The organism is Chryseobacterium angstadtii (assembly GCF_001045465.1).
Taxonomy (GTDB): Bacteria; Bacteroidota; Bacteroidia; order Flavobacteriales; family Weeksellaceae; genus Chryseobacterium; species Chryseobacterium angstadtii.
This window is the reverse complement of the sequence record NZ_LFND01000006.1, coordinates 304,292-329,680: the sequence shown is the minus strand read 5'-3', so window position 1 is coordinate 329,680 and position 25,389 is coordinate 304,292. Positions and strand designations below refer to the sequence as shown.

Sequence of the window (25,389 nt, the reverse complement as noted above, 5' to 3'; positions counted from 1 at the left end):
CATTATTTATTACCCTATTAAAACTAACAGAAAAATGAAAAAGAAATTTTTAATCAGTCCGTTACTACTCACATTGAGTATCAGTGTGTTTTCTCAGATTGGAATTGATACACAATCACCAGCTCCTTCTTCTGTTCTGCATGTTGATGGAGGTAAAGATAATCCCTCTTCCGGATTGCCTTCAAGTGCCATGCAGAGCAATGATGTAGTGATTACCAATGAAGGATGGCTTGGTGCAGGAACCATATCTCCTCAAGGAGTTGTTGATTTGAAAAGTAACAGCTTGGGGTTTATTCCCCCTAGAATGACAACAATACAAAGAAATGGGATTCCCACAGGAAATAGACCTCCCGGGAGTTTGGTATATAATACCGATACCAACTATTTCCAGATTAATGCAGGGACAGATGCTGTTCCTGTTTGGAAAAATCTTGATATCACCAGCTTGACAATTAACAGAACAGTTCTCTATCAAAAAGGAACAGTACAAAATGTGGGGACCTCACCAACAGACCTCACTTTTAATCTTGATGCTCCTCTTTTTAATAATATACCCAACGGATATATTACTAAAATCAATAGTACGACTCTGGGCCTTGCTCCCGGAAAAACATATAAAATAGATGTTGATATGGGAAAAGTTGAATTCTCTGATGCTAATGAAATGTCGTGCAATCTGATGGAAGACAATACTGTTATTGGTACTGCATCTCTATTGCCTTCCAACTATTCGCTTAACAATTGGAACAACAGTCCCATTATTACAGCTTATATTAATAATAATTTATCAGTTGTAAAAAAAGTAAGCATAAAATGTACAAAGGTGACAGGGAATTCTGCCAGTTTTACATTAGATATTCCTGCTAAATTCTGTGTTACAATCATGAATTAATAATTCAAAATAGATATTCTCAATGCTATGCTCTAAAAGTAGATGGTGTTCCCGGGTTTAGCAATTATCTAAATAACTTTTAAAAATTTTAAAGCTATGAAAAGAATATATTTTTTAGTTTTTTATATAACTATTGGTTTTCTGATTCGCTCCAATGCTCAGGTCGGAATCAATACATCAGCTCCACAAGGTGCATTCCATGTGGACGGAGCCAAAGATAATCCTACAACAGGTTCTCCCTCTTTATTACAGCAGCAGAATGATTTTATCGTAACTTCTGATGGAAGAATTGGTATAGGAACTACTTCCCCACAAGGGAAACTAGACTTAAAAAGTACATCATCACCTTTTCTCCCACCCAGAATAAATACAGCGCAGCGGGATGCCATTGCTCTTGGCAGAAGGCCAAAAGGAACGATGATATACAATACTGATGCGGCTTCCATTCAAGTAAATATAGGTACAGATGCAATTCCGAATTGGATTACCCTGAAGTTGGTTAATGAGACCGTTAATAAATCTGTAGTATTTAAAAAAACGGATGGGGAACAGGTAGTTCCATATGATGGTATTACTACCACACAGATAGTATTTGATCCGGCTCCAATTTTCAACAATATTCCTCCCGGATATGTTACGATGCAGTCCAATGGGAGAGTCATGCTGGCTAAAGGTAAAACGTATCGCCTGGAAGTAAATATTGGAAGAATGGAATCTTCAGATACCTGGCATAGCTGGTGCAATATTAATGCATCAGGAGTGGGACAGCTCGTTAATGTTTCTATACAACCCCAGACTTTTACTCTTAACTGGAATAATTCAAATATTTTGTCTACATATTTGGATACGACTACCACAGATCAAGAGGTATATGTGGGCTGTTATAAAACAACTTCCGGGTATTCTATTGTAAACAAGGGGATTAGTCCTATATGGTCTATCACTATAATGAATTAATTATCTTCTATATGAAACGTAATACAATATATACAGCAATATATACAGCAATATTATTAGTTGCTCTTCCAGCCCTGGTAAAGGTAAAAGGACAAGTAGGAATTAATACGACCAATCCCAGAGGTACCCTTCATATAGATGGAGGAAAGAATAATAGTCTTACGGGAGCACCTACAGATGTTCAGTCGACAGATGACTTTATTGTTCTGCCTACAGGATCTGTGGGAATAGGAACTGCCAGCCCTAAAGGGAAATTAGATCTTAATACGACTCAATCAGGATTTGTTTTCCCAAGACTGACTACTTCAGAAAGAGATAATAATATTTCTCCGGGATTCAGACCTGCATCTACGATGATTTACAATACCACTTTAGATAGGCTTCAGTATAATTCCGGTACGGATGCAGTGCCTTTTTGGTCTACTTTAGAAAGCCCGCCGGACACATTCAATACAACGGTAAGATACACTAAAGATAGAACCATTTTACAGGATATTTCAACAGCTGGTGTGAATATTACTTACCAGTTAGTCACATTTAATAATATCCCCAACGGATATATTACAAAAACGAATAACGATATCATTAACCTGGCACAAGGAAAGACCTACAGGATTATAGCCAATATGGGAAGAATGGGACAAGTGTCTGTTCCTGATAGTGATTTCTATGCCAGTTGCAGTCTTATGAAAATTGAGAACTCTAATTCACAGGTCGTTTCTAAGGTAGATATTCTACCTCCCAACTCTACAAGGCCGGATGCAATGTATTGGAGTGATAACAATGTAATGGTGAATTATATCACCACAACTTCATTTCCTGTTCAGATTTATGTAAAATGTAACAGAATAGGAGGGTCGGACACCAGACCACCTGTTCAGCTTCCGGTAAATAATGGGATTCCGCCGTATATTGAGTTTACTATTCTGAACTAGTCTGAATTCTTTAGATTAAACTAATTGGGCTGTTCTTTTAAAATATAAAATAATAGAAGTAGGCAAAACTACCTTTTCATTTGAAACAGGCCCGGCATGCTCATTTTGATGATAAATCACATCAAGAGAGGAAGCATATATCCTTACAATAACCAATTTATATAAGTAGATTTAAGATATACACTGGTGAATCTGAAGAAATCCTTTTTTCTTCAGATTCTTTTTCGAATCTTTTTTCAAAATAAAATACCCTTGTTGTGATCTTTTCATGTATAAAGGTGCCCACTTCGAGTCTTGGATAGCTGGGATCAAAACAGGACTCTTTTCTTAATTTTCGGTTCACGCTATTTGCTATTCTTATATCTATTTAATAAAAATAGCAGATCGAAAATATAAAACCCGAGCATATATTTTCAGGAGGTTGTAGATACCATTGAAAAACAGACGGAGCTTGCCTGATAAATTGAAATCATTATTCATTTTTAAAGCAATACTCTGTCTGTCAGGGTAACCAACACCACTAAGATGAAAAAATTATTTTTATTGTGTGTTTTATCGATTAAAATGGCATATATACAGATACCGGTGGATTAATAGTAAAAGGTGTTTTTTATCATTCTAATTGTTTTTTTTAAATTTTGAGAGAAAAACCTGAGATCAAAAATATTCATTTTATAAAGCCTTTGAAATAGCCTATATGAGGCATTTTTTTAAAATTCTATGTCTATTTTATAGCTAACTTTGGAAAATGGCTGTAGAATAGTTTATTATCAACAAAGACAGTGGTTGCCGGATAATATATTCCCTCAACTTAAACATGTAATAACTTTTAATAATTATTGTTAATAAAGTACTCCTATGAAAAAGATCACCCCTATAAAAATTGAGCATTATATTGAAACATTTAAAGTTCATCAAACACTTTCAGGAGACGATTATGTGAGCATATTTAGTGAAACGATCAAGAGTGTAGAGAATTTTGCAATAGGCCCTTTTTATTATATAATTGCCAGTTATTCTGATTATAAAGTTAAAGCAGTAAGTAATAATATTGAGGAAATGACTCCTTTTTCAAAAGACGATTTTGCTACCAAAGATTTTTTATCTTTATCTCCTATTTTCCATCCTGATGACCTTGAATATTTTTTGGCAGCGCTGGCTTTTACCAAAGAAATCTATTTTCATTCCCAAAGCCCGGAAAGAGACAGTCTGAAATTCAATGTGTATGTCAGAGCTATGAACAGGAAGCGTGAATTCAAATGGGTATTGATCCAGTCATGGTTCTATACCAATCAGTATAATGAAATTGAAAGCATACTTTATGTTCATTATGATCTTTCCCATCTTAATATTGTCAATATGCCTCTGCTTTCTATCATTAACTTTAACAATAAAATTCAATATTTCAAGCACGTTGATCAGAAGATGCTGGAGGTAAATATTCAGCCTCCCCATATAACAAATCGTGAAAGGGAAATTTTAAAATTGATGGCTGAAGGATATAATACCCCTCAAATCTCGGATAAATTATTTATTTCCTATCATACCGTGCAAAACCATAAGAAAAACCTTCGTGCCAAAACGAATACCAAGACATCCGGAGAGCTTATCTCTTTTGTATTGAAATATAATCTGTTATGGATTTAATAAGGAGAACTGTTTAAGATTGTTTGAATGAGGAGGATTGATCTATTTTTTACCGACAACAGTTTCCGGAATTGGGACATCAATTTCCATTGAAGAAAAATTAACTCATTTGGGTTATTTTTTAATCGCACAAGATGATCTAATATTGCCATAAATAATTAGGAATGAAAAAGTTTATTTGGAGCAGTATTCTTTTGTTCAGAAACCATATTTTCCCAAGTAGATATTAATACCATTACTTCTGCAACAGCTTTGGATGTTTAGGTATAGCTGCAAATTTTCCAAAATTTGATTATATTCTTGTGTGACAACAGGGATTAACTCCCTTTGTAGATTAAGCTCTGCCGGATATTATTATTTTGATGCTGCCGGCAATAAATGGACAAAACTATAACCCAAACTTTTTAACTTGATAATATAAGGCTGACCCGCAAAAAAACATTTGCAGAAACCACTTCTATTATGCTTACAGGCATGTATGGTATGTTTGAATTGGAACGAAGAAAATAAATACAAATAAACAATATATGAATAAAAAGATTCCTACAGCAATGGCTATTTTGTTTTCAAAACCTAATTTTCAATCCGAAATCCATTCAGATATTCAGGAATCACATTCTGTAGATGAAGAAACTAACCGCGCTGTTATCAATGAAACGTTCAGCACAAATCATGAGAATACTGCTGCTGAAGGTTGTTTGTTGAATGTAGGACAGGTATTGGGGTATCATGGGAGAATTTTACAGCACGATATCTTTAGCGGGCAGTATATAAGTACGTTTTTATCGGATTTACCATCGATAGAAGGAATTAGATTGGATTTGCAAAAAATGCCGGGTGAATTTCACTATCATCTGATGCTCGTCAATACGTCAGTTAATTCCGTTCATGTTCAATGGCACACGGATTTAGGAAGAGTAGCACCAACATCCGGAACGGGGATTCTTGCGTTAAATCAGGTGAAGGATATTTCAGGGTTAGCAGTTGGTTCTGCAGTCAAATGGCAGCCTGAAGTGGCACAAGTTTACAAAATACATCTTATCATTAATGATCAGAGATGGTATAAGGTAGACTTCTTCTGTATATCAGAAACTCCTTCTGTTCCTCTGTGCAAAGACTATCACAACATACGTATTTCTATTGAGCGACTGCAATAGAGTAGGACTGATATTTAATAACTAATTAACAAGTACACCATGAATTTTAATAAAATACATATAGGAAAGCTTATTGAAGCACGGGTTGCAGAGGCCGATATAGAATTAGCCCGGATAAAGAAATATTTGAATTTAAGTGAGGAGAGAGTGAGGCAGATGTATGAAGAAGAGCATCTGGATACGGAAATTCTTTTGCGTATGAGCAAACTTCTGGAATATGATTTTTTCAGGATATATTCCCAGCATCTTATTTTATATGCTCCACAAACAAGACAGACTAAACATTCACAAGAAGCTGAAGAAACTAAGCTGCCGGTTTTCAGAAAGAATATTTATACCCAGGAAATTATTGATTTTATGCTGGAGTTGATTTTTACCAACGAGAAAACTAAAACCCAGATTACGGAAGAGTATAATATTCCTAAAACAACCCTTTACAAATGGATCAGTAAATACAAAAACAGAGATCTTTAAATGTATTGAAATAGCAGCAATAACGTAAAAGTTTAGAAAAAGCAGGAATATTACTCATTTTAAAATAAAAAAATAAAATTGATGCCATCAACACCTAACTACATCAAAATATACTCGGATATATTATCAAAACATCCTGAAGCCAAAGAAGCATGTAGTGGCTTGCTTAAAAAAAAGAATCTATCTGCCAATGAGGTCATCCATATCAATGATCTTATATTCCCTAAAAAAGACAAGCAGGCTATCAAGTTTAATAGAAGATATTATTGTTATGATAAAGCAAGCATTATTGAAATTCTTCAATATCAAAAAAAAAATAACCTTAAAAATATAGAAACCGCTTTACATTTTAAAGTGAGCAGAAATTCGATAACAAAGTGGAAAAAGAAGTTTATCCCATAAGTTATGCATTTAATCTAAACAAAAAGATTCTTGTAATTAACAATAAAACATAAATGATGAAAACAATCAGTAAAGTAATTTTAGCCATTTTCTTCACGTTAGGCTCCAAAACTATTTATGCCCAGCAATTTAAGCAGGAAGCTGATCTTATAAGAAGCATGATTGGAAAAGAGAAAAAGGAATTTGTTCAATATTACATGAGCATTCCAAACGAAAAGAATAGTGAATTTTGGAATATCTACAACCAGTATGAAACCGAAAGACAGAAAATTGGATCTGCAAATTTTAGGCTTATTAATCAATACTTGACATTATTGAATACCAACAACGAAAATGGCTATAAAAAATTAGTAGTAGATATAACAGCTTCTGATAGCAAGTCGGATAAACTTTTGAAGAAATATTATCAGAAAGTGGAGAAAGATATTTCACCACAGACCGCCCTTCAGTTTTTCCAATTAGAAAAATACATAAAAGCACGCATCACTTACCAGCTTTATCAACAAGTTCTTTTTGCTGGATAAATTTGAAAAAAACCGGTATAGAATTTCATAAAGAACAGGAATAAAACTTAAATGTCAGTTACCTTTTTCTGGATAGAATTTGAAAACAAAAGCCTCTGAGAATCAAAAGATTTCAGAGGTTTTTTTAATAGGCAACGACCATTTATTTAATATATGATCTTTGTGTGATTTCAATTTTTACTTCGTGATCAGCAAAGCCGGGAAGACTTTTGTGATTTGCTTTGTCGATATCGGCCTGTTCTTTTGTAGTTTTTCCGCCAACATATCTGTCACAGTCTATACAGTCTGCCCGGTAAAGGGTGGAATGGTCTCTGGTTTTTTTGGTTTTTTTTGCCATAATCTGATATTTTAAAATTTAAGGAATGATACGGGTATTGATAGTCTTAATCCAAACTCATTTCGTTTCAAAAGTGCTAATTCTGAATCCAGAGAATTTGTCAAGTCACTCAACGTAAAATAAAGCTCTGCGTGTAATTTGGATTTTTCTTTCTTGGAATCTTTAAAAGAATATAAAAGTCCGATTCCTGTATCGAACATGGGTTTGGTTTCTTCTTTAAATCTGGCTTGCGGATATATATGAACCGCCATCGTGTTTTTAGAGAAGAATCTGTAATAATCTGCATAAATTTTACTGTAAGACAAGTTAGTTTTGTAATCTCCCTGATAAGCGTTGAATTTCTTGGCTATGGTTCTTTGTTCAGAAGAAGAGGTATAACTGGTAGATTCATTGATTTCCATTTTATTAAGTTCTGCAAAATTGTCATCCAACCCTCCGGATATGCCAAGTAATAAATATTGTGTTGGTTGGCTGCGGTGATTCCATTCATACACATTATATTCTATGGAAGCTTTTAATCCTACATAATTTTTTTTAGAAATTTGCTTTTCATAGACTAAAGATGAATCAAAATGATTGAAATTATTGTTTTGAAATCCTGCACCGAAGCTTATCCAATGAAAATATATTCCGGTGTAACTAAACTCTTCGATGGCGGTTTCCTGGTTTTTTATTTTTTTAGCCTCACTTAATTTCATGAATTCATCAATCGAGGGATTTGTTTGCTGCTTGAGTAAAATTGAATCAATTTGTAGGTTTTTTAATGCCAATTGATACTCATATTTTGCTTTTGTTACATCCTCTAATTTGAGGTTTTCTAATTGTTTTTTAATAGCTATGACCTCCATATTTAGAAGGTCTAATTTTGCAGATAATAGTTTTGGGTATTTTTCATAAATTAATTTACTGCAATTGTATTCAATATCTGCAACGGATTTTTTCTTACTTAATTTATCCAGTTCATCGTCATAGTAAGAAAGGTATGATGAGTTAAATCTTATATTATATTTAAAATTAACGCCCACATTGCTGTTTATTTTAGATTGAGTAAAAATTGCAAAAACGCCATCTGTAACACTTCCACTAGCATTGATGGAGAGCATATCTCCGTTTTTAAAATTTTTTGTTGCGTTGAATGCTAATTGTCCATCCTTTATATCAGCAGAAGCATAATTTCCGATAGTGGTTTTCCCACTGCTGTTGATCACGGAATTAAATTCTCTATTAAGAATTTTTTGATATTCGTCCTCAGACAGTTTTTTTAAAATTTCCGGTACTTTTAATTCTTTTGTCTTGTCTTGTCTAGAATTGTTTTGGCAAAAGACAATTTGAGAATAGAGTATAAGCAAGAGTGAAATAAGTAATCTTTTCATTTTTTTGAGTTTTATGGTTATTAATCTTTCAATATTATAGACTGATTATCAAAAATATTGAAAAGGTGAAGAGGTTTCAATACCACTTTTGTGTGATTCTTAGAAATGGTTAATAAGCTCTTTTTAAATAATTTATGAATTTTAATATTTCATTGAATAATATAATTTTCTTGAAATATGGAGGGTAACTTTAAAGAACGACAAGTGAAATTTCAACTCTATAATACCTACCCTTGAACTAAATAGAAAAAATAAAAAAAACAAATAGACAGAGTTGTCTATTTGTTTTTATACCTTCGTAGCATGAAACAAAGAGGTCAGGTTGTTATCGACAAAATATTAGATACTGCAGATCACCTGTTTTATAAACAGGGCTTTAGCAATACAGGCATCAATCAAATCATTGAAGAGGCAGATATTGCCAAGGCATCTTTATACAAACACTTTGAAACCAAGACAGATCTGTTGATTGCGTACGTTCAGCGGACACACGAGCTTTGGTTTACCAGATTAGAAGCTACTGTGAACGAAGTGGAGGATCCTAAAGAAAAATTACTGGCTGTTTTCGATCATCATACGAAACGGCAGGAAATCAGGCAGTTCGGAGGTTGTCCTTTTATTAAAGCTAATGACGAGGCAGGGATAGACGACCCTCGTTTTTTGGCAGAAATACAGGCGGCGAAAATTCACAGCAAAAAATTCATCAAAATGTTGGTTGAAAATTCAGGACATAAAAAATTATTATCGGATGAAGAATTGGCCGAAACAATTTATGTGATGCTGGAAGGCTCAATTGTAACAGCTTCCGTTTTCAAGAGGCCCGACGAAATACAATCGGCAAAGAAAATCATTGAAAAACTCATCTGAAATGAAAGAAGTAAAAAATAAATGGCTGGAGCTGATTATCGTTTTGTCAGCACCGCTGCTTTCAGTAATTGATGTATTTATCATCAATGTTGCCATTCCGACCATCAAAAAAGGAGTTCATGCTACAGATGGCGAAATGCAGCTTGTAATTGCAGGATATCTTCTGGGCTATGCTGCATTCCTGATCACAGGAGGAAGGGCAGGAGACCATTTCGGAAGAAAGAAAGTTTTCTTTTGGGGAATGTTTGCTTTTACCGTGGCTTCCTGTCTTTGCGGTTTATCAGAAACGGCTTTGCAGCTTAACGTAACGAGACTTTTTCAAGGATTGAGCGCATCATTTATGGTTCCGCAAACCATTGCATTTATTCAGGTTTTGTTTACGGATACAAAAGAACGGGCAAAAGCATTTGGCTGGTATGGAATTACACTTGGAACTGCGGCCGTAATCGGACAGGTGTTGGGAGGTTATTTATCAGATACCCATTGGTTTATCGAAGGATGGAGGCTGGTTTTCTTTATTAATTTACCTATAGGAATCATAACACTTTGGGCTACGAATAAATATGTGACAGAAACTGTAAAACATCAAAATACAAAATTTGATTACACAGGAATCTTAATCTTAACTTTAGCTTTATTTTCTCTTATTTATCCTTTGATTCAGGGGCGTGAAGCAGGCTGGCCTTTGTGGAGCTTCGGATTGATTATTTTGTCTGTTTTACTTTTCGCCTTTTTCATTTATAATCAAAAAATCAAACTTTCCCAAAATGGAAATCCGTTGATTGACGTGAGGCTATTTAAGATAAAAGATTTTAATATTGGACTGGTTGCCGTGTTATTTCATTTTATGCTGCATACCGCTTATCTTTTATTGAGCTCAGTCTATCTTCAAAACGGATTGGGAGTTTCGGCATTGGATTCAGGGCTTTATTTTATTATTCCCGGAATTTTATTCATTATATCTTCTGTAATGGCTTCCCGACTCATCGTAAGATTTGGAAGAAAAGTATTGCAGGTAGGAGTAGTAATTTTAGTAATCGCATTTTATCTTCAAATGACCCTCTGGAAACCGGGTATCAGTACCTGGGTAATTATAGGATTAATGGGAGTCTGGGGATTCGGAAACGGACTCGTTCTTCCTTCGCTATTAAATATTGCATTAAAAAACGTACCTTCTCAGTATGCAGGTGCGGCAGCAGGAATTTACTCAACTTTTCAGCAGACTGCTTCTGCATTGGGTGTGAGCATTATTGGAGGAGTATTTTTCTATTTTTCGAAAGACGGCTGGCAAACGGCTTATCACTTTGGAATTATTTGTTTAATCATTTGTGTTGTAATGGTCGGGATAATGCTTCAATTACTTCCGGGCACAAAATCAACGGCGGAAACCTTAAAAAAAATATCAGAACAGGATGGAAGACCAGAAACAGTTGATCTATAAAGATATTCCTTCTCCGGTGGGAATGATAAGGGCTATATCCTCCGATATAGGGCTTGTAGCCATTATCTGGGAAGGAGAAGATTACAAAAGAACAAAGCTTTCCGAGCCTGTAAGAGATGATGAACATCCTTTACTTTTACAGACTGAGACGCAGCTAAAGGAATATTTTGAAAATAAAAGAACAACTTTCGATATTCCGCTTGATTTTAGAGGAACGGAATTTCAGGTTAAAGTTTGGGAAGCTTTATTGAAAATCCCTTACGGTATTACGAAAACCTATGGTGAGTTGGCCAAACTTCTTGGCGACATCAAAGCGGTTCGTGCCGTGGGTGGAGCTTTAAACAAAAATCCTGTTTCCATCATTGTGCCTTGTCACAGAGTGGTGGGAGCCTCTGGGAAATTAGTTGGTTTTGCCGGAGGATTGGAAAACAAATCAATTCTTCTTGATCTGGAACAGGGTTTCACGATGCCGAAATTATTCTGAATGATAATCTAAACGACGATGAACAATAAAAACATCAATATTCCTGAAAAAATAGAAACTTTCAACCTTGAAAATTTTCAGGAATTGTGTGATCACCTGGCGGATCAGGATCCGGATTTAAAATTAATTTTGGACAATTACGGGTATCCTCCCATGTGGACGCGTGCCAATACTTTTGAAACCCTTGTCCATATTATTCTGGAGCAGCAGGTTTCCTTAGCGTCAGCTTTGGCCACATTAAATAAACTGAAAGAAAAACTAACAGAAATTGTTCCTGAAAATATTCTTAAACTCACTGATGAAGAAATGAGGGAATGCTATGTGAGCCGTCAGAAAAATATCTACATCAAAGGATTAGCAAGTGCTATTGTTAACGGAGAAATTAATCTTGACGAGCTTTCAAAAATGTCAAATGATGAAGCTCGGAAGACTTTGGTCAGTTTAAAAGGAATCGGCAATTGGACAGTAGATGTATATTTGATGTTTACCCTTCAGAGAACAGATGTCTTTCCAATCGGAGATCTGGCTGCTGTGAATGCTGTAAAGCGGTTAAAACAGCTTTCAAAAAGTACAGCTAAGGAGGAAATTCTAGACATCAGCGAAAATTGGAAACCTTTTCGTTCTGTAGCTTCGATGATGCTTTGGCATTATTATCTTTCTCATCCAAAAACTAAATAAAAATTACATGGCTTATTTGAAAAATGGTAAGAGAAAAAAATAAAAGCCATCTTTAAAATAAAAACCTCTGAAAATCAAATGATTTCAGAGGCTTTTTGTACCCAGGACCGAACTACCATATTTTTTTAGTGAATTTTAATTAGTTTTAATTGTTGGTATATTGTTATATTTGAGTTAGATAAAATTTGATTATTTGGGGTTTAGTCAGTTTTTTTGATTTTAATTTTTAAAATGATCCCCTTTTTATTCCCCCTTTATTTTGTTTCATCTATTTTAAATTTAAAATGAAGTACTATTTCGAATTAAGAAAGGATAAAGTAACTCAAGATAGCTTAATGCCTATTCGTGTTTTAATAAAACATGAGAAGACAATTATCAAACGTAATACTGGTGAAAGTTGTGAGCTTAGATACTGGAATGGATTTAGAGTTTCACCAAACTCTAAAAAAGAAAAATACAATAATCATTTAGAAATTAATGAAACATTACAATCTCTTGAGAATAGAATTAATGATGTTTTTCTTTTTTTTAAAGCCAATAAAATTTCATTTAATAAAGAGACTTTTATTGAAAAGTTTGAATCCAAAGATGTAGTAGTTTCTAGTTTTGATTTTTTTACTTGTTTTGATGAATTTATTGAGATAGGTAAATTATCCAAAGCTTATAATACAACGAAAGCACAGACTACTGTCAAAAATTTTTTAAAAGAATTTGAAAATGATACTAATTATAAAGTTGAGTTTGAATCAATAAACGATCGTTTTTTTGAAGAATTATCCAGGTATTGTTTTATTGAAAGAGAAATAAAAAATAATTATTTCGCTAAGATCATTGCTGTATTGAAAACAATGCTCCGATTCTGTATTAAAAAAGGATATCAAAATAAAAGAGACTTTGAAGATTTTAAGGCTACGGAGCATGATATTGATATTATATATCTAACATTTGATGAACTCTTAAAGTTAAATAATCATGATTTCGATAATGATAGATTATGCCATGTTCGTGATTTTTATTGTATGGGTTGTTTTACTGGGTTAAGATTTTCTGATTTGGCAAAGCTACATTTAGCTAATATTTCAGAGGATCATATTGTATTATCAATACAGAAAACAAAAACACAAAATCATGCTATAAAAATAAATAAGTATGCTAAAGCCATTCTTGATAAATACAAGGGAACAATTTATGAACCTTTACCATCTATTTCTCAGCAGAAATTCAATGACTATATAAAAGAGTGTTGTGAAAAGGCTGAAATTAATACTATGACAACCATAAATTGGTTTATAGGATCAAAAAAGGTTTCCAAAACAGTTCCCAAATTTGAACTTATAAGTAGTCATACAGCTAGGAAAACATTTATAACAAATTCACTTCTTCTAGGTATGGAGCCAAAAGCAATCAAGAAAATAGCAAACATCAAGAAAGATGCTGTTCTGGATAAATACATGAAAGTGACTGAGGCATTTACTGATGATCAAATGGATAAAGCATGGAAGTAATATTAAATTTTCTCTTAAAAAACCCTGCTTTGATTTATATTACAGTTGTGGTTTTCTTGATTGGTACTTTTTTATTTGTTAAAAAGGTAGGTGAAAAGTATTTTGAGAACAAAATGAGTTGGTTTATTCAAAATACAATTTTTCACTCTTATAGGTCTTTTTTAGTCTTTATTTATTTAATTCTAGCTACACTCTTTATTTATTTGATTTATAGTTTTTATCTGAATTTTTGGATTGGAATTATTTATTCTGTTTTATTTTTCTATTTGATTTTTAGAATTCTTGACTCAAAGAAAAAGGGTTATTTAAATCTCAGAGAAGAATTTGAATTTCAGAAATATTCTACAAGTATTAAATTCATAAAAGGGAAAAGTATAAATTCTGAATATCGTCAGAAAGCCTATAACTCAATTATAGATAAAATTGCTAGAATTAACATTGATAATAAATATGAAACAAAAGGCTTCTTATTAGCTTTTAGTGAAATTCTAACTTTTGATAACTTCAATTATATAATTGAAAACAACGAATCTAATAAAACAACTGGACAATTATTTTATTGGAAATACAGATTAAGCTTATTTGATACTATTGATAATTTAAAAAAAATCAATAATTCAAATTTCTTGGTAGAAAATGTTTTATCAAATTTTACAATTTTAGATTTTGATGGAGAAAAAGGTCTTCATTACAATAAAAAATTAGCATTAGAAAACATTACAAAAACAATTGAAGATACATCCTTTAAAAAAGAATTTACAGCTTTGAATCAAACAGTGAAAAATTTGATTGAGGAAAATAATGATGTTTGGAATTTAAAGAATTTTAGAATAAATATAGAAATAAATGAGTTTACTAATTATTTTGACAGTTTTCTAGAAATGCATTTTAATGAAAAGACTAGAAGATTAAATTTGAAAAATGAGTTCAAAACATTTGCTAGTATTTTTTATAATGCGAATATAATAAAAGAGATTCCCCAATTAAATATTGATTCAAAAGAGTTACAAAATGTGATGAGATTATTTCGTTTTATGAAGGATACAAAAATTATGGAATATAAAGTAATTGACCTTGCGAAAATTATGTTAAATTCTACAGGACTTCCATTAAATGAAAGTACTTTAACTCAAGCACACAAGATTACACTCGATAAAAATGAAATAAAAACACTTAAAGAAAAATTACTTGTTAAGAATAACAATAGTTTGTAAAGTGTTGTTATTCAAATTGTTTTAAAAGGTAAAATTACTCATAATTGAGTAATTTTTTTTTGTTGATATGAGTAAAACGAACTTTGTCTTCAGTAAAACCAATTAAAGTTCAATAAAATGTCAACATTACTTTATTCACATTCTAAAGGAGATTTAGAAAAAGCCGTAGAGATTATTCTTAGTAAAGCTAATAATCTTATTATCCCTCAAAAGCAAACTGAGGAACAACCTGAAGATCTTATTTCTCAAAAAGAAGCATCAAAATTTCTTCACATTTCAATTCCTACAATTATAGATTGGAGAAAAAATAAAAATCTGCCCTATTATAATTTTAGTGGTAGGTACTATTATTCAAGAAGTGAACTTTTAGAATACGGTAGAAATAGAAATTCCCGTGTTAAATAACAAAGCGCAACTATTGCAGTAGTTACGCTTATATCTTTTGTTTAATCAATCCGTAGCACTAATATACGGATTTATAATCCAATTACTTATGAATGAGGAAAATCCATATATACGTGTGGGAACATCATACTATAAGATCATTCGAAAACCAACAATATCAGGTGATACAATTTCTCTGATGTCAAAATGGAATAGAGAAACAATAATTACTGATCACGGTAAAGATTTTATCAGTAATATACCTAAACTAGATGATTTTATTTGTATTCCCGACAATCTAAATTATGAGAGGATAATTGGTAATTTTTACAATACTTATAATGAACTTCCATTTAAACCAGTTGAGGAAAAAGTTGATATTGATTCTCCGAAAATTGAAAAATCAATTTTATTTCTCAATCATATTTTTGGAAATCAATTTCTCCTGGGAATAGATTATCTAAAAATCCTTTTAGAACTCCCTACTCAATATCTACCAATACTTTGCTTAGTAAGTAAAGAGAGAGCGACCGGAAAAACGACAATGATAAAGTGGCTTAAAGCTATTTTCGGACTTAATATGACCTATATTAAAGGTGATTCCTTTAGTTCTCAATTCAATGCAGATTGGACAGCTAAACTTATTGTAGCTATTGATGAAGTATTTTTTGACAGAAAAGAAATCACAGAGCGTTTAAAATATCTTTCCACAACGGATAAAGATAAAATTGAAAGAAAGGGACACGACAGAGAAGAAATTGACTTTTTCGCAAAGTTTATACTTTGTTCAAATAACGAGGACAATTTTATCCAGATAGACGAAAATGAAATCCGATTTTGGATTATCAAAGTAAAACCTATCAAAGAAGAAAATACTGAGTTCTTATTTCAGTTGGTCACTGAAATTCCCTATTTCCTCTCTTTTCTGTTAACGCATCCATTTACAACAGAAAAAAAATCAAGAATGTGGTTTTCTCCTAATGAAATTAAAACCGATGCACTACGAAAACTGGTTTGGAGAAACAACAATAAACTTGAGAGACAAATGATAGAACTTTTCAATGAGATTTTTGAAAATTTTGATGAAAACGAAATACAGTTTACTCCAACGGATATAGTATCAATGTTAAAAACTATGTTTAAAGCATACTGGTCGGTGTCTGATGTTAGAAAACTATTGAAGAACAACTGGAAAATAGAACCGAAAAATAATTCTTTAGCCTATGTAAAATATGATATTGAATATAATGGAAGCTTTTATCAGCTAAATAAGATTGGAAGATATTTTACAGTAAACAGAAATTTCATTACAGAAATTTATGATGAAATGATGAGATAGATATATAAACATCTAATTAATAACAAATTATAATTCATCAAAAGCTCATCAAAATAAAAATTAACACTTTTTGATGAGATAACGATGAGACAATTAAACAATTGTTTGATGAATTGATGAGTATTTGATGAAATAATAAATAATTGAAAATAAGTCATTTACTTTCATTCTTCATCAATTCATCAAATTCCCAATTAATATAAACCCGAATTTTATGAATTGCCAAACTCTAAATAATAATATAAGACTGGAAGAAGTTCTGGCTTCGCTTGGACACCTACCTGTAAAATGTAATGAAAAAGAAGCTTGGTTTCTTAATCCTTTTGGACTAGAAACAGAAGCATCTTTTAAGATAGATAGACATAAGAACGTATGGTATCTATTTTCTGAAGGCAAAGGAGGAAAAACAGCAGACTTTATTGTGAAATACTTCAACTGTTCTGTTTCCGAGGCTTTATCATGGGCAGAAGAAAAAAACTTTAATTTTTCTTTTCAAAAGCAAAACGATTTATCAAAAGCTAATATTAATATTACTGAAGTCAAACCACTGTCTAATTATTATCTCAAAAAATATCTTAAAAGTAGAGGGATCAGTAGTAAATCTTATCATCTACTTAATGAGGTGAAATTTACAATCAGTAATAGGAAGTTATATGCAATAGGTTTTAGAAACCTTTCCGGAGGTTATGAATTACGCAATAGTTTTTATAAAGGATGTACCTCAAAAGATATTTCTTTTATTCAAGAATCAGATGCTTCAATTTCGGTTTTTGAAGGATTTATTGACGCTCTTTCATACCTTGAATTTACTACTTCAAATGCTGAAAGTTTATTGATTTTAAACTCGGTTTCTATGCTTGAAAAAGCAAAAACACAGTTGCGAAATTTTAGTTCAATAAAGCTTTTTCTAGATAATGATAAGGCAGGAGAAAGGTCCAAAAACGAAATTTTATCTTGTTTTTCTAGAGCTGAAGATTGCTCAAAACTATACGAAGGCTACAAAGATTTTAATGACTTTTTTATTGACAAGCAAAAAACACTTTAGTTATTACGGTTCATAGGTCGAGAAGTGCCTTTGTCCTGACAAAACCAAATTCCGCTACGCTACATTTCGTTTTTCAGTCCTAAAGGCTTCTCGTTTTGCTCCCGTTGGTCGCAAAAATTTTACAATGAAAAGAAATAAGAAAATCGAAATCAGAGTTTCAGAAAATGAAAAGAAAATGATTTCTGATAAAGCAGAAAGAACAGGTCTTAAAACTTCTGAATATATAAGAAAATCTTCTTTGGATAAGAGTCTAAATTTTCGCTTTTCGAAGGAAGAAATTGAAGCCTGGAAAAATTTGACTTTTATCAGTACTGCACTCCGAAATCTAACTAATATTTTAAGTAAGGAAAATCGAGAGGAACTGATTTCTGAGTTAAAAAACATTAATGAACAAATTAAAGTTGAAATTCAAAAATTCCTAAGATGACAGCAAGTGCAAAATCAATAAGAGGAAGCCGGCAGGGTGTAGATTATTTAATTGCAGAGCATAAAGGATATGAATTAGATAGAAATCTCATTTATGGTGAAACATCCACTGAAATAATGAATAGTTTCAGAATCCAGCAATCTGAAAACTACACATGTGATAAAAAATTTTTCACGGCATACATTAGCCCAGATCCTAAAGACGGACAGAAGTTAACAGATAAAGAGCTAAAGGAAATCAGCCATGACTTTATGAAAGGAATTGGCGTAAATCCTGAAAAGCAAGCTTATTTGGCAATTGTACATACGGAAAAAAATCACAAACATGTTCATTTATTGATCAATCGTATAGACGAAAAAAACAAGGCAATTAAAGACAATTTCATTGTTCTTAAAGCTCAAAATACTGTTCACAAAATAGCAAAAGAAAGAGGGTTAATCTCCGCAAGGGATATAATGTATAAAAATCAGGAAAATAAAATTATGCAGTCCAAAGAGATAAAGAAACAAATCTTTGAATCTCATAGCCAAGTAATGAAGATCAAACCCCAAACTTTTTCCAAGTATATGGAATACATGAAAGCTTTAGGACATGAAATGAAGCCAACCATTAATAGGAAAGGGGAAATACAAGGTTTCACTGTAAATGATAAGAAATCAGGACAGGAATTTAAGATGTCCGAAATTAAAAGAGAAATGTCCGCTAATAATCTGGCTAAAGAATTAAAGTATGATTTGGATTATAAGTTTAATTCAGTTTTGGATAATAGTCGGAAAAAACAATTAGAAACTTCGAAAAATAAAGAAAAATCACAAAGTTTAGGAATAAGTAAAAATTAGAATTATGAATCAACTAGGTTCTTTACCTCAGATATTAAAAGCTTTAGCAGTTGTTACTTGTATAGCTTTTATAGCAGTAAACTTTATGTTTATTACTGCACCAGTCACTAAATATTTTTTACCAGAAAAATATTCACATTCGCCTTTAGGGTTATTTGTTAAAGCCCCAATTTGGTTAAATATATGCTTTTCACTTTTAGGATTGTCGTTCTGGCATATTGTATATAAGTTGGGGAAGTTTAAGAGCATTCCAACCGGTCTCGTATATGTTGGAATTTTCACAGTACTTTCTATCTTTTTAACGGGGCTTATTGGAGAAAAAACAAAATCATCTTTAGGAAATTTGGGAGTAATTCTGATTTTTACTCCAATTTTAATATCCGCTTTTTATCTTATCCGGGATCTAAGTAAGCCCAAGCTAAAATATTCTCCTATACAAAAATTCGCAAAAGAGGTTGATGATGAAAGTTTAAACTTTAAAACAAAATCAGGAATCATAAAACTAGCTAATCCATTCAGAGGAATTTACATACAAGGTGGTGCAGGTTCTGGAAAGAGTGCAAGTATTTTTGAGCCTATTATCAAACAAATTTCACAGCAAGAATATACAGGTATTCTCTATGATTTTAAAAGTCCTGAATTAACAAATAAGGTTAGGTCAAGTTATTACAATGGCAATGTTTGTCTTAAAAATGTAGATTTTAAAAACCCTCAACAAAGCGATAGGATCAATCCGATTGCACCCCACTATTTAACAAAAAGCGTTATTGCTATTGAATATTCACAAGCATTGGTCAACAACCTTATCCCTGAAAGTATTAAGAAAGCTGATTTTTGGTCAAATAATACTAAAATGATTATTGCAGGAGTAATATGGTGGCTTAAAGAGGAACATCCTGAATATTGTACTTTACCTCATGTAATTAGTTTACTATTACATACTGATATTAAATTACTATTATTAAAAATTTCCCAAAATTATGAAGCCGGAGGAATGGTTTCTTCCTTGCGACAATCATTAGAAAATGAAGCACAGAATCAAGTTGCGGGTATATTATCTACCATTCAGACAGCGGTTGCTCAGCTAAATACAAAAGATGTATTCTGGATTTTGTCAAAAAACGATGTTGATTTGAATTTAAACAACCCTAAGAATCCAACATTTTTATGTTTAGGAAATGATAGTACACTTCCGCAGGTTTATGCCCCTGTAATTTCTCTAATTATAAGTGTGGGTATGCGACAAATGAACAAACCACAACAGCAGAAAAGTGTTGTCTTGTTAGATGAAGCTCCAACGATTTACATCCCTAACATAGAACAAATTCCTGCCACAGCTCGAAGTAATAAAATTGCAACAATATTCGGAGTGCAGGATTTTAGCCAACTAGTAGACAATTATGGACAAGATAAGGCGCAAATCATTATTTCGAATTTAGGAAATCAATTTTTTGGCAGAGTTACAAATGGGAAAACGGCAGAAATGGTTAAAACCCTATTTTCTAAAGAAGATAGAACCTTTATTAATAAAAATACAGGAACAGGAACAAGCGGAACTGTAATACATGTCCAAAGTAATGATAGTCAAAGTAAAAGTGAAAATATTCAAGAACGAGACCGAGTAAAAGTTAGTGACTTAATTAATCTTAATCCAGGAGAATTCTATGGTATCATAGCTGAAGGGGAACCAAAGGAGTTTCTAAAAACCCAATTTTTAGAAGACTTTGCATCTGACAGACCCACTTCTAAAGAAGTTGTCAGTGATAAAGAAATGAGTGAAAATTATTTCAGAATTATTGAAGAAAGCAAAAACTTAATTTAAACATTACACAATGAATAATAGACATATCAATTATACTATAAAGCAAATTTTCGAATTACCAGACAAAATAATTTTGGTAGAAAGGGAAACCCAGCGATATGATTATGATTTTAGACCTAAGATTGGAGACTATTATACTTTTAACCTGAATGGTAGACATATCACTACAACAGTGGAACGAATTGAAAACAACATCATTTTTATAAAGAAAACCAAATAACAAAATATCAAATTATGGAAAACAAAGATTTTTATGTAATTGAACTTAAACAGAAGATTAAAGTAGGAATTACACAGGATTTTAAAAGTAGATTTAATAATATTAAAACAGGTTCAGGTATAAAAGACAATGAAATTATTAATGTGTATCATTATACTGATTTAAGCTCTTTAGAATCACGCATCAAACGATTATTCTCGAAACAAAATATTGCAGGTGAATGGTTTTATAAAAAAGAAATTGTTTTGGATTTTATTGAAAGCTTAAAAGAGGGACATGTTCCTAGCATTGATTTGCTCAAAAAAATAAAAAATAATAGTGTAAAATATTCTAATGTTTTTAAGACTGGAGACTTTCCTTATGAAAACTATGCGATCTTAAAAGAAAATGCAATCAATCTTTTAGAGCAAATAAAATCAGAACGAAGAGGAATTGGCTATCCGGATAGTATTGATTTGGCAAAATTTATGAGAACAAAAAGGGCAAATTATCGAAATATGGTATACTATGCTGATGATGACTTTAAATACTTTGAACGAAAACCTAATTTCAGTATCGAGAATATAAAAAATAATCAGATTATTGAATGCTTAAGGATTATTAGAAATACAACAGCCAACAATAAAATCAAAGATCTGCTTCAAGATTATATAGATTCAGTTTTTGCTGAAAGAGATCTTTATATTGTAAAAATCACAGAACTTATAAGATCTTTTTTCTTTGATAGTCATAATTCTACTAATGAATTATTTATAGAAACTGATATTTCTTATTCCAATATTGAAATGGAGTTAGACAAAGAACTTAATGTTTATTCTTTATCTAGATATTTTGAAAATCTTAACAAGGATGAATTATCGTTTTTAAAAAATGCAAAAAACCACAATTTGCGGGTTTCTATTTTTGGGAATATCGATTTTGATTATAAGGAAAGGTTTTGCTTCTGTTTTTTTGAAGTCGAAAATTATTTACGAGTTTTAAATTTCCTATCAATAACAAGACTGGATGAAAATGGAGTAAGACTATTTTTCAATGACACAGATAAATATTCTAAAAGTTACATTTTCCAATATAAATATCATTTATTAAACTCCAGTGAAAAAGAATTTATCAGTTCACTTGAAGTAAAAGACGTATCCTTTTGCTATATTGAGTTTGAAAAAGATAAGCAAACATATTACTGTTTATTTGATGATATCGAAGTTGTTTGTAAAGAGCTAAAGATCAAGTTAGATAAAAATACAAAAGTTAAAGTAGAAGCTGAACCATTCAATGATGAATCAAGTTATATTGCAGATATTATAGAATCTGAAAAACAAATAAAAAATGGTGGCTTTATTCAAATAAATTCAAAAAATCAACTTAATAATTTTTTGAATAATCTATTTTGATGACAATTTTTCAGTCGTCAATTCCTCAGACTACTCGTTTTTTCAAAACGCTTGTCATTCGTTGCTCCTTTGTTCAAAATTTACTTTTATAATCAAAAGCCCGGTATATTATAATACCGGGCTTATATTAATTATATATCATTAGAATAGCGTTAGTACCACTATTTTGAATTTCAATTGGCTTCTTAGAATTAGGCATTCTTCCATTAAGACCAAATCCTTCTATTCCATTTTCTGAATATACTTTTATTTTAGCAGGATAAACTTTACCATCAATTTTGACAGTACTAACATCAACATAAAGTCGTCCGTCTTGTTCTCTGGCTATTCCAGATAGGATTTGACCTTTTTTTGTGGATACACCAGCAATTGAAGTGGGTTCGGAGAGTATGAATGTTAAAGTACTTCCACTTTGAATTTTTCCGCTGGTTAATAGTTGTGCTTTTATTTGCTTATCTGGCAAGTTGTTTGATGAAATTTCGGCTTTACTTTCCGGTTTTAAAGATGTTTGAGCTGATACTGAAAATGCTATAATTAGAGATATAGCCATTATTATTTTTTTCATATTAAAGTGATTTTAATTTTGTAAAAATAGAATATTATTCGAAAAGAGTATGAATTTTTGACTACAAATAAAGTTCATTTATCTATTAAATATCTAATCTTTATGACCGTAGCCTAATTCCTCATTTTTATCCCAAAATGCCATAAATAATTCAGTAGGTGAACTTTTTCTACTAGTCCAGTCAGCAACAATCTTTATTGCAGTTTCTAAATCTTCAAGATATGCCATTCGTCCATAGCTACCTCTTATTCCTTTCTCATCTTTACTCCACAATTTATGATAATCTTTTTTTCAAATAAAATAACCTCAGAATAGATCTGAGGTTATATTTTTATGAGTTTTCAGTTTTTCTCAGGTTAAACGATGACTATATTTAAGAGTTGGCTTCAAGTTCTTGAGCAGGTATATTAACCTTCTCTTCTTCACCAGGAATAAGATTTGATGCTATAAATCTAATTATATCTACATTTACAGCATTTCCTAAAGCTTTAAAGCATGATGCTTTAGTTTCAGGCAATAAAATATTATTTGGAATTGACTGCAAAAATTTTGCCTCTTCAACAGCGATGTATCTTCTTTCTCTACCAACAATAGGTATTTGAGTTGTTACGGTTACTAATGATGGGAAAAAATCAGTTTTTTTAATTCTTATTCCTGATCCTCTGAATTGGATATAATAATTCCAAATATTTTTCTCTTCTTCACCACAATTCCATTCAAATTTTTGCCAACTTTCATTATTAAGAGCCCTAATTCTTGGTAGTACTGCATCTATTTGCTCTTTATAGTCATTATAAAATTGTCTATTTCTAAGGATATAATTTTTCTTCCAAGAAGGCATTACACCTTTTTGTTTTTTTATATAATTTGGTAAACACTTATATACCTCTTCTTTGGTTTTACCATTAATGTCTATACCAAAAACCCCTTTATACTTTTTTAAATCTTTTAGAGTCATTTTATTGATATCAATATCGAGAGGATAATTTGCGCCAAACTCCATACTCCAAAGTGGGGTTATTGGCTTTACTCCTTCCGGGAGGATATCTAAAAAATCTTGCCAGATATTTAAAACATTTTCTTTTTCCCTTTCAATAGGAACAAATGTTTCAGTAAAGTTTATATTGTTGATATCTGGTGTTGCATTGTTGTTTTCAGGCCATTTAAAATGTTCCAGCCCCTCTTTACTCCCTACAATAAAAATTCTTTCTCTATGTTGCGGAATTCCAAAATTATGGGGTGAAAGAATTTTTTTGTCTACATGATATCCTAATTTTATTAGTTCACTATAAATAAATGCCCATGTTTTCCCATCATCATGTTTTTCTAGGTTTCTTACATTTTCTAATATAAAGTATCCGGGCTTTTTTATAGATAAAATTTCTATTACTTTATTAATTAATTTTCCTCTATCATCAAAAACGCCTAATTGCCTTCCAGCTTTTGAAAATGCTTGACATGGAAATCCAGCACACAAAATATCATGATCAGGAATACTGTTAAGATCTACCTTAGTAATATCAGAATCTGGTCTAATGAAATAATTATTATTGTATAGAGCATTAAGTTCTGTATTTATTTCACAAGCATAAACGCATTCATGCCCTAAACTTTCTAACGCAACATGAAAACAGCCAAGCCCTGAGAAAAGATCTATAAATCTCATATTCCACTACTAATTTTTGTTCTACACCATTCTAACACTTCAGTCCTTAAGTCTGCATCCACCTCTTTTTTATATAAATAATTAAAAATTCTTATTCTATCTATTAACATGCCAAAAGTTGAAGAATTCTTGTGCCAATTCTTTTCATCTACAAAATCAACTGTAGAAATAGATTGAATAATATTTTCTGGATACCAAAGTATATAATTTGTCCATCTATTTAAAGCTATAGGTTTTTTTTGTTTCCAATGTTTACCTGCTGCACATTGTAAAAGTATATATAGATTCCCTGGTCTATTATCTTCGAATAATTTATAGCCAACAACGTCAACTCCATCATCTTTATAGCTACTATCGGCAGGCATTAGACGATTTTCATGACAAATAGTAGATATGTCATTTAAATATTCATTAAAACCTTTATCAGCAGGGAAACCTAATGTATATATACTTCCATTAAGAAAATTTTTTAATGCTTCGCCAGATATTTTTTCAAATAACTTTGTGCCACCAGAATAATCATTTGCACCGCAAAATGAATAATATAAACAGAGAAAATACTCTGGGATCTCATCCCAAGATTTTTGAGGTATTATTCTATTATTATCAATAATATATGGAGATTCATTATATATTGTTACTCTATTTCCTATTTCACTTAACCAAGCATCCACCTCAGATTCATTTTCATTTCCTGATAATCTATATATCAAAGACTTTGATAATGGTTGGTTTGTTAATAACGAGTTTAATTCAAGCCATTCAATTTCTTTTCCTGGTTTAAAATCTATATACTGAGACATA

The 25,389-nt window shown here is 31.6% G+C and carries 27 protein-coding genes; 21 read left to right on the top strand and 6 right to left on the bottom strand.

Features of this window, described 5'->3' with window-relative positions:
- The first annotated feature begins 34 nt into the window (after positions 1-34).
- The 8 genes from ACM46_RS18125 to ACM46_RS18090 all read left to right on the top strand — a co-directional run bounded on the left by ACM46_RS18125 (position 35) and on the right by ACM46_RS18090 (position 6,988).
- Positions 35-892: a hypothetical protein gene (locus ACM46_RS18125; RefSeq protein WP_048508098.1), complete on the top strand. Its 858-nt coding sequence runs from the start codon at positions 35-37 to the stop codon at positions 890-892.
- A gap of 96 nt (positions 893-988) precedes the next feature.
- Complete coding sequence (locus ACM46_RS18120) at positions 989-1,849, top strand: hypothetical protein (RefSeq protein ID WP_048508097.1); 861 nt, start codon at positions 989-991, stop codon at positions 1,847-1,849.
- Positions 1,850-1,860: 11 nt separating this feature from the next.
- Positions 1,861-2,784: a hypothetical protein gene (locus ACM46_RS18115; protein WP_131707620.1), complete on the top strand. Its 924-nt coding sequence runs from the start codon at positions 1,861-1,863 to the stop codon at positions 2,782-2,784.
- 858 nt (positions 2,785-3,642) lie between these two features.
- Positions 3,643-4,431 carry a helix-turn-helix transcriptional regulator gene (locus ACM46_RS18110; protein WP_048508095.1) on the top strand — a complete coding sequence of 263 codons (789 nt, stop codon included), beginning with the start codon at positions 3,643-3,645 and terminating at the stop codon, positions 4,429-4,431.
- Positions 4,432-4,958: 527 nt separating this feature from the next.
- Positions 4,959-5,588, top strand: coding sequence for a hypothetical protein (locus ACM46_RS18105; RefSeq protein ID WP_048508094.1), 630 nt, complete (start codon positions 4,959-4,961; stop codon positions 5,586-5,588).
- 39 nt (positions 5,589-5,627) lie between these two features.
- Positions 5,628-6,062: a transposase gene (locus ACM46_RS18100; protein ID WP_048508093.1), complete on the top strand. Its 435-nt coding sequence runs from the start codon at positions 5,628-5,630 to the stop codon at positions 6,060-6,062.
- Positions 6,063-6,143: 81 nt separating this feature from the next.
- Positions 6,144-6,464, top strand: a complete 321-nt coding sequence (locus tag ACM46_RS18095) for a hypothetical protein (protein WP_048508092.1) — start codon at positions 6,144-6,146, stop codon at positions 6,462-6,464.
- Positions 6,465-6,517: 53 nt separating this feature from the next.
- Entirely contained in the window at positions 6,518-6,988 is a 471-nt protein-coding gene (locus ACM46_RS18090; RefSeq protein WP_048508091.1) for a hypothetical protein, read from the top strand.
- A gap of 142 nt (positions 6,989-7,130) precedes the next feature.
- Here ACM46_RS18090 and ACM46_RS18085 read toward each other — a convergent pair whose 3' ends face one another.
- On the bottom strand, positions 7,131-7,325 hold the full coding sequence (locus tag ACM46_RS18085; protein ID WP_048508090.1) for a hypothetical protein: 195 nt from the start codon (positions 7,323-7,325) through the stop codon (positions 7,131-7,133).
- A gap of 11 nt (positions 7,326-7,336) precedes the next feature.
- Positions 7,337-8,698, bottom strand: a complete 1,362-nt coding sequence (locus tag ACM46_RS18080; RefSeq protein ID WP_048508089.1) for a hypothetical protein — start codon at positions 8,696-8,698, stop codon at positions 7,337-7,339.
- Positions 8,699-9,001: 303 nt separating this feature from the next.
- Between ACM46_RS18080 and ACM46_RS18075 the strand changes: the two genes are divergently transcribed.
- The 13 genes from ACM46_RS18075 to ACM46_RS18010 all read left to right on the top strand — a co-directional run bounded on the left by ACM46_RS18075 (position 9,002) and on the right by ACM46_RS18010 (position 22,354).
- Positions 9,002-9,565 (top strand): TetR/AcrR family transcriptional regulator, encoded by a 564-nt coding sequence (locus ACM46_RS18075; protein WP_048508088.1) that lies wholly within the window; start codon positions 9,002-9,004, stop codon positions 9,563-9,565.
- Position 9,566: 1 nt separating this feature from the next.
- On the top strand, positions 9,567-11,006 hold the full coding sequence (locus tag ACM46_RS18070; protein WP_048508087.1) for an MFS transporter: 1,440 nt from the start codon (positions 9,567-9,569) through the stop codon (positions 11,004-11,006).
- Positions 10,978-11,490: a methylated-DNA--[protein]-cysteine S-methyltransferase gene (locus ACM46_RS18065; RefSeq protein WP_048508086.1), complete on the top strand. Its 513-nt coding sequence runs from the start codon at positions 10,978-10,980 to the stop codon at positions 11,488-11,490. The genes ACM46_RS18070 and ACM46_RS18065 overlap by 29 nt, the downstream gene beginning before the upstream one ends.
- Before the next feature lie 18 nt (positions 11,491-11,508).
- The gene (locus ACM46_RS18060) at positions 11,509-12,168 is read left to right on the top strand and encodes a DNA-3-methyladenine glycosylase family protein (RefSeq protein WP_083997451.1); all 660 of its coding nucleotides are present in this window, start codon (positions 11,509-11,511) and stop codon (positions 12,166-12,168) included.
- Between the two features lie 284 nt (positions 12,169-12,452).
- Positions 12,453-13,673, top strand: coding sequence for a site-specific integrase (locus tag ACM46_RS18055; RefSeq protein ID WP_048508085.1), 1,221 nt, complete (start codon positions 12,453-12,455; stop codon positions 13,671-13,673).
- Positions 13,664-14,887 (top strand): hypothetical protein, encoded by a 1,224-nt coding sequence (locus tag ACM46_RS18050; RefSeq protein ID WP_048508084.1) that lies wholly within the window; start codon positions 13,664-13,666, stop codon positions 14,885-14,887. Before ACM46_RS18055 ends, ACM46_RS18050 begins: the two co-directional genes overlap by 10 nt.
- A 117-nt stretch (positions 14,888-15,004) precedes the next feature.
- Positions 15,005-15,292 (top strand): helix-turn-helix domain-containing protein, encoded by a 288-nt coding sequence (locus ACM46_RS18045; protein WP_048508083.1) that lies wholly within the window; start codon positions 15,005-15,007, stop codon positions 15,290-15,292.
- Positions 15,293-15,380: 88 nt separating this feature from the next.
- A complete protein-coding gene (locus tag ACM46_RS18040; RefSeq protein ID WP_173426498.1) occupies positions 15,381-16,610 on the top strand; it encodes a primase-helicase family protein in 1,230 nt (409 codons plus the stop codon).
- A gap of 214 nt (positions 16,611-16,824) precedes the next feature.
- Positions 16,825-17,655 (top strand): toprim domain-containing protein, encoded by an 831-nt coding sequence (locus tag ACM46_RS18035; RefSeq protein WP_048508082.1) that lies wholly within the window; start codon positions 16,825-16,827, stop codon positions 17,653-17,655.
- 124 nt (positions 17,656-17,779) lie between these two features.
- A complete protein-coding gene (locus ACM46_RS18030; RefSeq protein WP_048508081.1) occupies positions 17,780-18,082 on the top strand; it encodes a plasmid mobilization protein in 303 nt (100 codons plus the stop codon).
- Positions 18,079-18,921, top strand: coding sequence for a relaxase/mobilization nuclease domain-containing protein (locus ACM46_RS18025; RefSeq protein ID WP_048508080.1), 843 nt, complete (start codon positions 18,079-18,081; stop codon positions 18,919-18,921). Before ACM46_RS18030 ends, ACM46_RS18025 begins: the two co-directional genes overlap by 4 nt.
- 4 nt (positions 18,922-18,925) lie before the next feature.
- A complete protein-coding gene (locus ACM46_RS18020) occupies positions 18,926-20,743 on the top strand; it encodes a type IV secretion system DNA-binding domain-containing protein (protein ID WP_048508079.1) in 1,818 nt (605 codons plus the stop codon).
- Positions 20,744-20,977: 234 nt separating this feature from the next.
- Entirely contained in the window at positions 20,978-22,354 is a 1,377-nt protein-coding gene (locus ACM46_RS18010) for a GIY-YIG nuclease family protein (protein WP_048508077.1), read from the top strand.
- 127 nt (positions 22,355-22,481) lie between these two features.
- On the opposite strand, the gene traM is transcribed toward ACM46_RS18010, so the two are convergent.
- From traM to ACM46_RS17990, 4 genes are all read right to left on the bottom strand, one after another.
- The gene (gene traM / locus ACM46_RS18005) at positions 22,482-22,919 is read right to left on the bottom strand and encodes a conjugative transposon protein TraM (RefSeq protein ID WP_048508076.1); all 438 of its coding nucleotides are present in this window, start codon (positions 22,917-22,919) and stop codon (positions 22,482-22,484) included.
- Positions 22,920-23,012: 93 nt separating this feature from the next.
- Complete coding sequence (locus ACM46_RS18000) at positions 23,013-23,192, bottom strand: hypothetical protein (RefSeq protein ID WP_048508075.1); 180 nt, start codon at positions 23,190-23,192, stop codon at positions 23,013-23,015.
- Positions 23,193-23,292: 100 nt separating this feature from the next.
- Positions 23,293-24,585: a DNA cytosine methyltransferase gene (locus ACM46_RS17995; RefSeq protein ID WP_048508074.1), complete on the bottom strand. Its 1,293-nt coding sequence runs from the start codon at positions 24,583-24,585 to the stop codon at positions 23,293-23,295.
- Positions 24,582-25,388 carry a hypothetical protein gene (locus tag ACM46_RS17990; protein WP_048508073.1) on the bottom strand — a complete coding sequence of 269 codons (807 nt, stop codon included), beginning with the start codon at positions 25,386-25,388 and terminating at the stop codon, positions 24,582-24,584. Before ACM46_RS17990 ends, ACM46_RS17995 begins: the two co-directional genes overlap by 4 nt.
- Position 25,389 lies beyond the last annotated feature (1 nt).

What these genes read in the sequence shown, in the direction of transcription:
- ACM46_RS18030 (WP_048508081.1), top strand. Translation starts at nt 17,780, where the DNA reads ATGAAAAGAAATAAGAAAATCGAAATCAGAGTTTCAGAAAATGAAAAG.
- ACM46_RS18100 (WP_048508093.1), top strand. Translation starts at nt 5,628, where the DNA reads ATGAATTTTAATAAAATACATATAGGAAAGCTTATTGAAGCACGGGTT.
- ACM46_RS18045 (WP_048508083.1), top strand. Translation starts at nt 15,005, where the DNA reads ATGTCAACATTACTTTATTCACATTCTAAAGGAGATTTAGAAAAAGCC.
- ACM46_RS18060 (WP_083997451.1), top strand. Translation starts at nt 11,509, where the DNA reads ATGAACAATAAAAACATCAATATTCCTGAAAAAATAGAAACTTTCAAC.
- traM (WP_048508076.1), bottom strand. Translation starts at nt 22,919, where the DNA reads ATGAAAAAAATAATAATGGCTATATCTCTAATTATAGCATTTTCAGTA.
- ACM46_RS18125 (WP_048508098.1), top strand. Translation starts at nt 35, where the DNA reads ATGAAAAAGAAATTTTTAATCAGTCCGTTACTACTCACATTGAGTATC.
- ACM46_RS18095 (WP_048508092.1), top strand. Translation starts at nt 6,144, where the DNA reads ATGCCATCAACACCTAACTACATCAAAATATACTCGGATATATTATCA.
- ACM46_RS18040 (WP_173426498.1), top strand. Translation starts at nt 15,381, where the DNA reads ATGAATGAGGAAAATCCATATATACGTGTGGGAACATCATACTATAAG.
- ACM46_RS18080 (WP_048508089.1), bottom strand. Translation starts at nt 8,698, where the DNA reads ATGAAAAGATTACTTATTTCACTCTTGCTTATACTCTATTCTCAAATT.
- ACM46_RS18115 (WP_131707620.1), top strand. Translation starts at nt 1,861, where the DNA reads ATGAAACGTAATACAATATATACAGCAATATATACAGCAATATTATTA.
- ACM46_RS18070 (WP_048508087.1), top strand. Translation starts at nt 9,567, where the DNA reads ATGAAAGAAGTAAAAAATAAATGGCTGGAGCTGATTATCGTTTTGTCA.
- ACM46_RS18120 (WP_048508097.1), top strand. Translation starts at nt 989, where the DNA reads ATGAAAAGAATATATTTTTTAGTTTTTTATATAACTATTGGTTTTCTG.
- ACM46_RS18050 (WP_048508084.1), top strand. Translation starts at nt 13,664, where the DNA reads ATGGAAGTAATATTAAATTTTCTCTTAAAAAACCCTGCTTTGATTTAT.
- ACM46_RS18090 (WP_048508091.1), top strand. Translation starts at nt 6,518, where the DNA reads ATGATGAAAACAATCAGTAAAGTAATTTTAGCCATTTTCTTCACGTTA.
- ACM46_RS18055 (WP_048508085.1), top strand. Translation starts at nt 12,453, where the DNA reads ATGAAGTACTATTTCGAATTAAGAAAGGATAAAGTAACTCAAGATAGC.
- ACM46_RS18010 (WP_048508077.1), top strand. Translation starts at nt 20,978, where the DNA reads ATGGAAAACAAAGATTTTTATGTAATTGAACTTAAACAGAAGATTAAA.
- ACM46_RS18085 (WP_048508090.1), bottom strand. Translation starts at nt 7,325, where the DNA reads ATGGCAAAAAAAACCAAAAAAACCAGAGACCATTCCACCCTTTACCGG.
- ACM46_RS17990 (WP_048508073.1), bottom strand. Translation starts at nt 25,388, where the DNA reads ATGTCTCAGTATATAGATTTTAAACCAGGAAAAGAAATTGAATGGCTT.
- ACM46_RS18065 (WP_048508086.1), top strand. Translation starts at nt 10,978, where the DNA reads ATGGAAGACCAGAAACAGTTGATCTATAAAGATATTCCTTCTCCGGTG.
- ACM46_RS18110 (WP_048508095.1), top strand. Translation starts at nt 3,643, where the DNA reads ATGAAAAAGATCACCCCTATAAAAATTGAGCATTATATTGAAACATTT.
- ACM46_RS17995 (WP_048508074.1), bottom strand. Translation starts at nt 24,585, where the DNA reads ATGAGATTTATAGATCTTTTCTCAGGGCTTGGCTGTTTTCATGTTGCG.
- ACM46_RS18105 (WP_048508094.1), top strand. Translation starts at nt 4,959, where the DNA reads ATGAATAAAAAGATTCCTACAGCAATGGCTATTTTGTTTTCAAAACCT.
- ACM46_RS18025 (WP_048508080.1), top strand. Translation starts at nt 18,079, where the DNA reads ATGACAGCAAGTGCAAAATCAATAAGAGGAAGCCGGCAGGGTGTAGAT.
- ACM46_RS18035 (WP_048508082.1), top strand. Translation starts at nt 16,825, where the DNA reads ATGAATTGCCAAACTCTAAATAATAATATAAGACTGGAAGAAGTTCTG.
- ACM46_RS18075 (WP_048508088.1), top strand. Translation starts at nt 9,002, where the DNA reads ATGAAACAAAGAGGTCAGGTTGTTATCGACAAAATATTAGATACTGCA.
- ACM46_RS18020 (WP_048508079.1), top strand. Translation starts at nt 18,926, where the DNA reads ATGAATCAACTAGGTTCTTTACCTCAGATATTAAAAGCTTTAGCAGTT.